At 50.8% G+C, this 11209-nt stretch carries 10 protein-coding genes; 6 read left to right on the forward strand and 4 right to left on the reverse strand.

The features are described 5' to 3' along the window. Window positions 1–149: 149 nt before the first annotated feature. Window positions 150–1046: a LysR family transcriptional regulator gene (locus H8J70_RS11855; protein WP_186504502.1), complete on the reverse strand. Its 897-nt coding sequence runs from the start codon at window positions 1044–1046 to the stop codon at window positions 150–152. A 397-nt stretch (window positions 1047–1443) separates the two neighbouring features. On the opposite strand from H8J70_RS11855, the gene H8J70_RS11860 reads away from it, so the two are divergent. The 6 genes from H8J70_RS11860 (at window position 1444) to H8J70_RS11885 (ending at window position 8945) form a co-directional block, all read left to right on the forward strand. Then, window positions 1444–3450 (forward strand): oxidoreductase, encoded by a 2007-nt coding sequence (locus H8J70_RS11860; protein ID WP_186504503.1) that lies wholly within the window; start codon window positions 1444–1446, stop codon window positions 3448–3450. 167 nt (window positions 3451–3617) lie between these two features. Beyond that, window positions 3618–4496, forward strand: coding sequence for a shikimate dehydrogenase (locus H8J70_RS11865; RefSeq protein ID WP_222433707.1), 879 nt, complete (start codon window positions 3618–3620; stop codon window positions 4494–4496). 26 nt (window positions 4497–4522) lie between these two features. Beyond that, the gene (locus tag H8J70_RS11870; RefSeq protein ID WP_186504504.1) at window positions 4523–5731 is read left to right on the forward strand and encodes an MFS transporter; all 1209 of its coding nucleotides are present in this window, start codon (window positions 4523–4525) and stop codon (window positions 5729–5731) included. A gap of 27 nt (window positions 5732–5758) precedes the next feature. Beyond that, the gene (aroD, locus tag H8J70_RS11875; RefSeq protein ID WP_186504505.1) at window positions 5759–6505 is read left to right on the forward strand and encodes a type I 3-dehydroquinate dehydratase; all 747 of its coding nucleotides are present in this window, start codon (window positions 5759–5761) and stop codon (window positions 6503–6505) included. A gap of 222 nt (window positions 6506–6727) precedes the next feature. Continuing rightward, window positions 6728–7606: a shikimate dehydrogenase gene (locus H8J70_RS11880; RefSeq protein ID WP_186504506.1), complete on the forward strand. Its 879-nt coding sequence runs from the start codon at window positions 6728–6730 to the stop codon at window positions 7604–7606. A gap of 130 nt (window positions 7607–7736) precedes the next feature. Then, window positions 7737–8945, forward strand: a complete 1209-nt coding sequence (locus H8J70_RS11885) for an MFS transporter (RefSeq protein ID WP_246415365.1) — start codon at window positions 7737–7739, stop codon at window positions 8943–8945. Between the two features lie 93 nt (window positions 8946–9038). On the opposite strand, the gene H8J70_RS11890 is transcribed toward H8J70_RS11885, so the two are convergent. Genes H8J70_RS11890 through H8J70_RS11900 form a run of 3 tightly spaced genes read right to left on the reverse strand, consistent with a single transcriptional unit; the run spans window position 9039 to window position 11072 of the window. Beyond that, a complete protein-coding gene (locus H8J70_RS11890; RefSeq protein WP_186504507.1) occupies window positions 9039–9545 on the reverse strand; it encodes a shikimate kinase in 507 nt (168 codons plus the stop codon). Further along, a complete protein-coding gene (locus tag H8J70_RS11895; RefSeq protein ID WP_186504508.1) occupies window positions 9535–10368 on the reverse strand; it encodes a shikimate dehydrogenase family protein in 834 nt (277 codons plus the stop codon). Before H8J70_RS11895 ends, H8J70_RS11890 begins: the two co-directional genes overlap by 11 nt. Next, complete coding sequence (locus H8J70_RS11900) at window positions 10365–11072, reverse strand: prephenate dehydratase (protein ID WP_246415366.1); 708 nt, start codon at window positions 11070–11072, stop codon at window positions 10365–10367. The genes H8J70_RS11895 and H8J70_RS11900 overlap by 4 nt, the downstream gene beginning before the upstream one ends. Between the last annotated feature and the right edge of the window lie 137 nt (window positions 11073–11209).

The following is an 11209-nucleotide window of genomic DNA, read 5'->3' on the forward strand; positions in this document are numbered from 1 at the left end:
CTAGCACCGTATGTAGTTTTTCTTCTGCACAAACCTTAGTTCTATGCATATTAAATGCTCCCTTCCAAGTAGAGTGAGATTTTATTATTTCTCATGTCTACCTAGAAGGGAGCATATCACACAAAGGAAAAGCGGGGCTTTTTGTGTGCTTACAGGCTGCCGTTACGGGCCCAGCGGGAAAGAAGAAAATTACGAAACCGATCGACTACCGGCAGTACATGGGCATGCTTATAAACGGCCAAATAGAGATAGCGCCGTTCAAAGGGATCGGCAATGGGAATACGCTCAAGCTCATAATGCTTTAAGGTGTAAAAATCAGGCATAATAGCCACCCCGTACCCGGCGGCCACAAAGCCGGCCATGGCATTATCTTCTTCAACGTGACAAATGGTCTTCGGATGGGAATCGGCCTGTTCCAGCAATTTATGCGTCATCTTGTAGAGGCCGCTGTTTTTGCTGAAGGAAATGAACGGGTACGGCTCCAGTTCTTTTAACGATACAGAGCCGCGATTACTCAAGGCGTGCCCTTTGGGTACGGCTACGACCAGGTCTTCCTCCGCTACGGGATAAAAGAGGATATCCGGTTCATTTTCAATAGCTGAGCAAAGAACGACATCTATTTTTTCTTCTTTCAGCTCCTTAATCAAGGAAGCCGTCGTGCCTTGCCGGAAGTCAAAGGAAATCTTTTCATTTTCCGGGATTCCCCGGAACTGGGTAATCATTTCCGGCACCATCGTATAGCCCATGGTATAAATAAAGCCCAGGGTAATCGTACCCTGATCCGGTCTGGTATAGGCTTTTAGTAATGATATACCCCGGTCGAGTTCCTGCAGGGAGCGCGTCACATAGGGCAAGAAGAGGCGGCCATATTTGTTGAGATAAATATTACGGCCCCGCTTTTCAAAGAGCTGGATGCCCAGTTCTTTCTCCAAATCCCGCACAGCGCGGTTCAGGCTGGGTTCTGTAATATACAGGCGCTCAGCGGCTTTACGGTAATGCTCGGTCTCAGACAGGGTCTGAAAATACTGTAATTGCTTTAAATTCATAATAGGCTCCTAGTTATATATGTTGTGCATGTTATGTGATAAAAGTTCTTTTATCAATAGTCATTTACTAATGATTATATCGTAATTTACTATTAATTGATAGAGAAAAACCTATTTTTTTATGACAAAATAATCGGCTTATTCTCCCGCCTAAAAAGGCTGTCTGCCCGTTTATTCACGAAACGAGCCAGTCTGGCTTATCCTTTAGCCAGAGTATCCTCTGCCCTATTAATAGTTTACTTGTATCAATTTTATCATTTTTTATGAAATTGTCCTATTACTTGTTTCCTGTATAATGTGAGATGTCAAAGATATCTAGTTCTGTTTTTCACAATACTTTCTGTAATAGTAACCTATGGATACTATAGATAGTACTTCGTTAAGGAGGATCTCATTCATGAGTCAGAATTACCCGCACATTTTTGAACCTCTGACGGTAAAACGCACGACCTTCCGCAATCGTGTCATCATGCCGCCAATGGGTTCGAACCTTGCTTCTTTTACGGGAGAAGTAACGGAAGAAATGAAAGACTACTATGGTCTGCGTGCCCGTGGCGGTACAGCTCTGATTACCGTAGAAAACGCCTGCATTGACTATCCCTTGGCAACGAACGGTACAAAGCAGCTCCGCATTGATAATAAACAGTTTATTCCCGGCCTCTACGAATTGGCCGAACGGATTCACATGTATGGCGCCCTGGCTTCGATCCAGTTGAACCACGCCGGTGCTTCGGCCTATCCGGAACGCCTGCACGGTCTCCAGTCCGTATCGTCCTCGTCGGTTCCTTCCAAAGAAGGCAACCCGGCACCGCGCCCGCTGACTAAGAGCGAAATTCTGGCCATTGTCGACAAATATGCCGAAGCTGCCCAGCGTGCCATTCAGGCCGGCTTCGATATGGTCGAAATCCACGGTGGTCATTCGTACCTCCTGGACCAGTTCTTATCGCCTCTTTACAACAAGCGGACAGATGAATTCGGTGGTTCCTATGAAAACCGTGCCCGCTTCGCCCGTCTCGTCGTTGAAGCCGTCCGTAAGACCGTCGGCAAATGGGTTCCCATTTCCTTCCGTATTTCTGCTGACGAATTCATCGAAGGCGGCAACACCCTGGAAGATACACTGAAGCTCCTGGAATACATTGAACCGGAAGTAGACATTATCAACGTCTCCGCTGCCGTCAATGATTCCATTCAGTACCAGATCGATAAATGCGATATGCCCGACGGCTGGCGTGCGTACCTCTCGGAAGCAGTCAAAAAGAAATTCGGCAAACCGGTCATCATTTCCGGCAACATCCGCGACCCGAAAATTGCCGATCAGATCATTGCCGAAGGCAAAACAGACTTCCTGGCTATCGGCCGTGGCCTCATTGCCGATCCCGACTGGGTTCGTAAAACCAAGGCCGGCAAAGTCGACTGCATCAATAAATGCATCTCCTGTAACATCGGCTGCGCCGATCACCGTATTGCTAAATCCCAGCCGATCCGCTGCACAGTCAACCCCGACATCATCGGCGGTACGGCTTATAAAAAGCGTAAAGTCACACGGGATCTGCACGTCGTCGTTATCGGCGGTGGCACATCCGGCCTGAAAGCAGCTTGTACAGCCGCTGAAGTAGGCTGCCGTGTAACCCTGATCGAACGGGAAGGCGAAGTTGGCGGCCTGGCCCGCAAGATTGCCCGTTTCCCCGAAAAGAGCCGTATCGAAGATCTCCCGGCCTATCTGGAAAAACGTGCAGCAGCCCTGCCGAACCTGACGATCCGCCTGAATACGACGGCTACGAAGGAACTGCTCAACGAGCTGAAGCCGGATATCCTCTACGCAGCTACGGGTTCGAAGCCTATGCTGCCGCCTATCGAAGGCCTGCGCGAGCTGACCGACGTCGAAGGCTCCCACATCAAATCGATCTACGGTTTCATGGATAATATTCCGTACTACGCAGCCAATGCGGAAGGCAAAAAAGTGGTCATCATCGGCTGTGGCGCCGTAGGCCTGGACGTAATGGAATTCTTCACGCTCCGCAAAGCAGACGTAGCTATGATCGAAATGATGCCGTCCTTCGGTAAAGATGCCGACATCGTTTCCAAATCGACCTTCAAGGAACTCTTGGCCACACACCCCGTCGATATGCACCTCGGTACGAGCCTGCAGAAGGTTTGCCCCGATAAATTCGTGGCTTCCCACAACGGCGAAACGGCTGAATATCCCTTTGACTATGGCTTCATCTGTATGGGCCTCGTTCCGGATATCCCGGCTGACGATCCCTTCAGAGCCTATGCTGCAGAACACGATATTCCCTTCTGCAACTACGGCAACAGCCTGAAGACAGGCCAGATTATCCACGGTACAGAAATCGGCCGCAACATCGTCAATACCATCGATATGATTGGCGGCTTTGACGATTAAGCATATACCTGCTAACTGCCGGGTCATCCTCCGGGATGGCCCCGGGCAGTCAGTACTTATTTTCTACCCGTTGCCAGGCAACGGTATATCAGGCTTTCTCATGTGAAATTTAACACATGACGCAATACTACATTTCTACTATTATAACTTTTAGGAGGAACACCATTATGGGTAAAATTGCTATTACTGAACGCGTTACAGGTCATACGGAATTAATCGGTCTCATTGCGTATCCGATCCGTCACAGCATGTCGCCGACCATGCACAACGAAGCCTTCAAAAAATTAGGCCTCGATTATGTATACGTTTGCTTCGAAGTAGACAACTCCACACTGGAAGATACGGTAAAAGGCCTGCGCGCTATGAAAGTCCGCGGCTGGAACGTATCCATGCCTAACAAAGGACCGATCACGCAGTACCTGGACAAGCTGTCCCCGGCTTCCCAGATCGTCGGCGCTTGCAATACTGTCGTTAACGACAACGGCGTCCTCACGGGCACGATTACAGACGGCATCGGCGCTATGCAGGCTCTGAAAGAAGAAGGCGTTGAATACGTCGGCAAGAAAATGGTCGTTATCGGTGCCGGCGGCGCTGCTACAGCTATTCAGGTACAGGCTGCCCTCGACGGCGTCAAAGAATTGACCATCTTCAACCGTGCCGATGAATTCTATGCACACGGCGAAGAAACAGTTAAAAAACTGCGTGAACGCACAGACTGCATCGTCAACATTTATCCTCTCGAAGACCACGCTAAATTGAAAGCCGAACTCGATAGCGCTGATATCTACATCGACAGCACATCGTGCGGCATGAAACCGCTCGAAGACGTCGTCGCTATTCCTGATAAATCCTACCTCCGCCCGGACCTCATCGTCATGGATACGGTCTATGCACCGCGCCAGACAAAACTCATGAGATGGTGCGACGAAGTAGGCTGCAAAAACTTCAATGGCCTCGGCATGATGCTTTACCAGGGCGCCGCTGCCTTCAAACTCTGGACAGGTAAAGAAATGCCTGTAGATTTCATTAAAGACGTGCTTTTTTAAGCCGCATATAAAGGAGACTATTACCAATGGAAAAGACACATTCCTACCGCCCCTTGTGCCTTAGCCTCTACCTGAACTACTTTGTACATGGTATTGGTGTTATCATTCTCGCGCAGAACATGGATGCCCTCGCCGCCCGTTGGGGCAGCATTGCTGACGTTGCCTGGGTTATTTCTATGCTCGGCATCGGCCGCCTGATCGTACTGTTCGTATCGGGCAAACTGTCTGATAAATACGGCCGTAAACCCTTCGTTGTTCTGGGCATGATTACGTACATTTCTTTCTTCGTCGGCATTTTGCTCAGTCCGACTTCGACGGTAGCCTGCATCTTCGGTATTCTTGCCGGGATTGCCAACTCCTTCCTCGATGCCGGCACCTATCCGGCCCTGATCGAATCGTATCCGGAAAGCGCCAGCACGGCAACGGTCCTCTTGAAAGCCTTCATCTCTGCCGGCCAGTTCCTGCTGCCCCTCTTCGTTGGCTTCCTCGTTGCTTCTAACGAATGGTACGGCTGGTCCTTCATCGTAGCTGCCGTCATTCTGGCCGTCAACATTCCGGTCATGCTGAAAATGTCCTTCCCGTCCATGAATCCTGCCCAGGAAGCAAAAGACGAAGGCAAAGATGCAGCTGCCGCTGCGTGGATTCCGAAATCCAAATGGTACCTGGAAGGCATTTGCTTCGTAATTTACGGTTACATTTCCCAGGCTACGTTCTATCTGATCAGCCAGTGGCTCACGAAATACGGTGTAGCCGTTGCCCAGATGCCCGATATGGCTGCCCGCTCCCTCATGAGCTACTACTCTGTCGGTTCCCTGGCTTGCGTATTCTTCACGGCCTTCATTACGAAGAAAGGCGTACGCCCCATTACGCTCCTCGTCGTCTACACGCTCATTTCCACGCTTTCCATTAGCGCTCTGTACTTCATGCCGTCGGCTTCCCTGGCTCCGGTTCTTTCCTTCGTCGTTGGTTTCTCTGCCGCCGGTGGCGTTATGCAGCTCGGCCTGGTTATGATGACGGAAATGTTCCCGAAGGGCAAAGGCACGATGACCGGTATCTTCTACACGACCGGCTCCATTGCTTCCTTCACCATCCCGGTTATCACCGGTTACATGGCTGACAGCGGCATCAACAGCATCATGGGTCTCGACGCTGCCATCGCTCTGGCCGGCTTCATCATTGCCGTCCTGATTTACATCCGCTATAATAGCGTTATGAAAGAAAGACCTGCTGCTTAATATACTCTCAAGGAGGAACTATCCACTATGGTAAAAATTGGCAATGTTGTTCTCGACAACGGTATGCCCAAAATCTGCGTTCCCATCGTCGGCCGTTCTGTAGAAGAACTGGTTCAGGAATGCCGTTATCTGCAAGACAAAATTTATGATGTCGTTGAACTGCGCATCGATTTTCTGAAAGACGTAACTTCTCTCGACGCCATTGGCGAAGCCCTGACGGCCGTTCGTACAGAACTGCCGAACGGTGCCATCCTCTTCACCTTCCGTACGAAAGAAGAAGGCGGCGAAACGGCTGTACCGGAAAGCTACTATTTCGAGCTGATCCAGTACGCTATCAAGAGCGGCAAAGTAGACGCTGTCGACGTAGAATACTATCGTAACCGCGACAGCATCGCCCAGACCCTGGCGGTTGCCAAAGAACAGGGCGTCACGGTCGTCATGAGCAACCATGACTTTGCAAAAACTCCGTCCTTCGAAGAAATTACGGAACGCCTTATCGGCATGAAAAAACTCGGTGCTGACGTTGCCAAACTGGCTTGCATGCCGAATTCCGCTAAAGATGTACTGACGCTCTTGTCTGCTACAGAAGCCGTTAAATCCCAATACCCTGATGAACCCATCATTACCATGTCCATGGGCAAATTGGGCGCCATCAGCCGCATCAGCGGGGAAATCTTCGGTTCTGCCCTGACCTTCGGTTCGGCCAAGAAAGCCTCTGCTCCGGGACAGCTGGAAGTAACGACACTGCAGCAAATCTTACGGGCTTTGCACTAAGCTGTACGTGACGGGATACAGTTCCCGTTCTCTTCTAACCCCAGGCCATCGCCTGGGGTTAGTTTTTTTCCAGGCTGACCCGGCTCTGCCGGAACGGCCTGTTTGACAATACCACGGCAGGTAGTACAATGAGGGGTATCCTGATTTTTTTCTGCACCTGCAGCGGCAATGCCGCTTCGTCAGCCAATATCTAGTAGTTATATTCCAGGAGGGAATAATCTTATGGGAAAGATTCCTATTACTGAACGCGTTACGGGCCATACAGAACTGATTGGTCTCATTGCCGATCCCATCCGGCACAGCATGTCGCCGACCATGCATAACGAAGCCTTCAAAAAGCTGGGCCTCGATTATGTCTATGTTTGCTTTGAAGTCGATAATACTACCCTGGCAGATACGGTACAGGGCCTGCGGGCCATGAAGGTCCGCGGCTGGAACGTTTCCATGCCTAATAAAGGGGCCATTACAAAATACCTGGACAAGCTGTCACCGGCCTCGCAAATCGTCGGTGCCTGCAATACCGTCGTCAATGATAACGGCGTCCTTACCGGCACGATTACAGACGGCGTCGGTGCCATGCAGGCGTTACAGGCCGAAGGGGTCGGCTACGTCGGCAAGAAGCTGGTCGTCAGTGGTGCCGGCGGTGCTGCTACGGCCATTCAGGTACAGGCAGCTCTGGACGGCGTGGCAGAATTGACCATTTTTAACCGCCGCGACCGCTTTTGGGCGGAAGCGGAAAAAACGGTCGCCAAATTACGGGAACAAACGCAGGCGATTGTTAACCTGTACGACTTGGACGACCACGCAGCGTTAAAGCGGGAGCTGGACCGGGCCGATATTTATATTGACAGCACACCGTGCGGCATGAAACCCCTGGAAGACGTCGTTGCCATTCCCGACCCGTCGTACCTGCACCGTGATTTAATCGTCATGGATACGGTCTATGCGCCGCGTCAGACGAAGCTCATGAAATGGTGTGACGCCGTAGGCTGTAAGAATTTTAACGGCCTTTCCATGATGCTTTACCAAGGCGCCGCCGCCTTTAAGCTTTGGACCGGTAAAGATATGCCCATTGACTACATCCGAGACGTACTTTTCTAAAAAAGACTCCCTCGTGCCCGAAAAAATCCTCCGCAAATAACCGGAGGATTTTTTATACTTTTATAAGGACTGTATGAGGCGTATAATAGTGACGTTACTCACATTTTATTCAAGAAGGAGACCTGATACTTTGACCAAAGACAAATTATGGACAGCGCCCTTTCTCTGTATGGGCGGCATTAACTTCTTTCAATTTCTTACGCAGTATATTCTCGTTACGACACTCCCCTTGCTGATTATCCTGCAGCTCGGCGGCAATGAAGTACAGGCCGGCCTGGCCATGACCTTTTTCCAGGCAGGCAGCAGTATCTTCCGGCCCCTGGCAGGCCTCATCATTGACCGCAAGAACAAGCGCCGTATCTTGCTCCTGGCCCTGCTCCTCTTTACGCTGATCATGGCTTCGTTTAATTTCATTTTTGCCAGTGAAGGCATCTTCGTCCTACGCTTTATTCATGGTATTATCTTTTCCTTCGCAACGACGACAGCCACGGCCATTGCCGTCCTCGTTATCCCGGCGTCCCGCCGCGGTGAGGGCATCGGCTATTTCTCTGTAACGACGAATCTGGCCATGGTCATCGGGCCCCTGGCAGGCTTGCTCCTCTATAACCTGCTCAGCTCCCGGGCTCTTTTCCTCGTCCTGACCATAGCTGCCGCGGCGATGCTGGTCAGCACGGCCCTTACAGGCCTGTCCCGGTCTGTCGTAGAGCCCAAGGCAACGCACACGCAGCCGGCCCTTTCGCAATTATTAGAAAAGAAATCCCTGCCAGCTTCTTTCTTAGGCGGTCTCGTCTATTTCGCCTACGGCGGTATTTTAACCTTTATTCCCCTGTACATGCGCAGTCTGCACATGGCAGACCAGACAGGCGTCTTTTTTGCCATCTTTGCCTTGACCATCGTGGCCAGCCGTCCCCTCATTGGCCGCATGTTTGACCGGCTCGGTTCTTTTTATGTCATCATCCCCGGCTTTATTTTCTTCCTCGCCGGCCTGGTTCTCTTTAGCCGTATTGAATCCCTTACTTTGCTCTATGCCGCCGGGATCACCCTGGGACTAGGGTTTGGCGCCTTGAGCCCGGCCTTCCAGACCTTGGCCATTCAGAGTGTGCCGCCGTCCCGGGCCGGTGCCGCTACGGCGACGTACTTTTGGTTTCTCGATATTTTCATCGGCCTGGCTGCCGCCTCCTTGGGCTTTGTCGCCCATGCGTCCAGCTACGCCTTTGTATACGGCGTGCTTTCACCACTGATCGTCATTATGGCGGCCTTTTGTTTTCTCCTTTTCCATTACAAGAGCTCTGTCTTTGAGGAACAGGCCGAACAGCCGGCGCAGACGACAGAAAAATGACCGTCAGCAACACCCCGTGTGTTGTGACGGTCAGGGAACCGGCTTTTCCAAAACAGGCTGTGCTGTAACAGCCTGCGCCAGGAGCTCACGGGCTTAATCCAAGCTATTGACGAGTGCAATAAAATCAGCCAGTACTTCATCGATATGTTTGTTGTTGGCTACGCGGTGATCGGCAGCGTTACGGTATAAGGCAATCCGTTCGTCGTAGAGGTCATATACCTTCTGCTTGCCGTCCTTTAATAAAGGCCGCGTCGATACATCGACATCGCTGACAATGTCGTCAGGCGAACGGTCCAGGAAGAAGACCGTACCCGTTTTTTTGAAGATATCTATATTTTCCTGCCGCTTGATGACACCGCCACCACAGGCAACGACAATGCCTTCCTTATCAGCCAGGGTCTGGCTGGCCCGGACTTCTGCGTCACGGAAACAATCTTCACTGACGGCAAAGAGTTCCGGAATTGTCTTGCCTTCCTGTTCTACAATGACCGCATCGGCGTCAAAAAATTCACGGCCCAGCCGTTTGGCCAGGGCCTGGCCAAAGGTTGTCTTGCCACTACCGGGCATGCCGATGATGATGATGTTTTGTTTATTGTTCATAGTACGATTCCATCTCCTTTGCAATCTCTTCAATGACCTGGGACGCAATATCACGGTGCATCCATATTTCTTCTGAGCCAATCGCCTGGGCCACGAGCATGTACATGCCATTTAACGTACGTGCGCCGTGGCGCCGGGCGATTTGCAGTATCTGCGTATCTTTGGGATTGTAGACGATATCGACAACCGACGGGAATTGGGCAATGCTCGCTTCTGCCACAGGACAGCCGTTGACATCAGGGAACATGCCTACAGGCGTACAATTGACCAGTACATCGCCGCCGTGAGAGCGGGCAAAGGCTTCATAGCTGATCGTATCGATGCCCAAATTGCCGGTAAAGCGGTCGAAATCGGTTTTCGTATGGGGATTTCGGGAAATAACCGTAATCTGTTTTGCATTCCTGTCGGACAAGTATTGGATAATCGCCCGGGCACCCCCGCCGGAGCCGAGGACAACGCAGGTTTTATTTTCTACTTCAATGCCTGCATGCTGGAGAGAACGGCCGAACCCGCAGTAATCCGTATTGTACCCAAAGGAACCTTCCGGTGTAAAATGAATCGTATTGACGGCGCCAATGGTCCGCGCTTCCCGGGAAATGTCGGTCAAAAAGGGCATGACGTCCAATTTGTACGGAATAGTAACATTGGCACCGGTGTAGCCTTCATCACGCAGGCGCTGTAATTCGTTGGGTATATCGTTGCGATCCATTTCGAGAACGCCATAATCATGCTGTCCCTCTACCTGCAGCATACGGAACAGTTTGTTGTGTATCGCCGGGGAGGCCGTATGGCCCAATTTTGCCCCGATAACTCCTAATTTCATGTGCATTCCCTCCTCGCATCAGCAATATAGTTACCTAAAATTTTAAAATAATTGCAGTGGTCTTTCAAATTGTGTAACACATGATAGGTCACAGGATCTTTCAGGCTGCCCATGACATCGATGTGAAAGAAATATTCAAAAGGCCGCCCTTTCATGGGCCGTGATTCCAAGTGCGTCATATTCATGGAATTATAGAAGAAATAGCCCAGTACGTGATAGAGCGCCCCCGGTTCATGCCGCACCGTAAGGACCAGCGTAATCTTATCGGCTGTTTCCCGTTCTTCCGGCTGGGCTGCCAGGATAAAGAAGCGCGTATAATTCGTCGTATTATCGTTAATATGGGGTACGAGGACCTCCAGGCCGTACAGGCCGGCTGCCGTCTTATTGGCAATGGCTGCCAAATGGGGATCTCCCGTTTCCTGTACCTTAGCCGCACTCTGGGACGTACTGAAGTACGGATGCAGTACCCAGTCGCCGTGACGTTTCAGATAGCCCCGGCATTGGTCGAGGCCCTGAGGATGGGAATAGACCTCCCGTATATCCTCAAGAGCAGCTCCCGGCAAGCCCAGAAGATTATGTTCTACTCTGACGTATTTTTCGCCGACGACGTGGCAGTCAAACTGATGAATGAGATCGTATACTTCCGTAATACCGCCGGTAGAAGAATTTTCTATAGGTGCACGTGGTATGCTAAAGTTGGACATGGAGGGGGTAGAAATTGGATACTAAATGTAGTAATCTTGGATAAAAGATTTTCTAATTAGTATCCGATGCCCTCAATTGTTAGATGGGAGGTTGCCACGTGAAATTAACGAAAGAACAACGATTAGAAATAGGTCGC

Source organism: Megasphaera hominis (assembly GCF_014269395.1).
GTDB classification, from domain to species: domain Bacteria; phylum Bacillota; class Negativicutes; order Veillonellales; family Megasphaeraceae; genus Megasphaera; species Megasphaera hominis.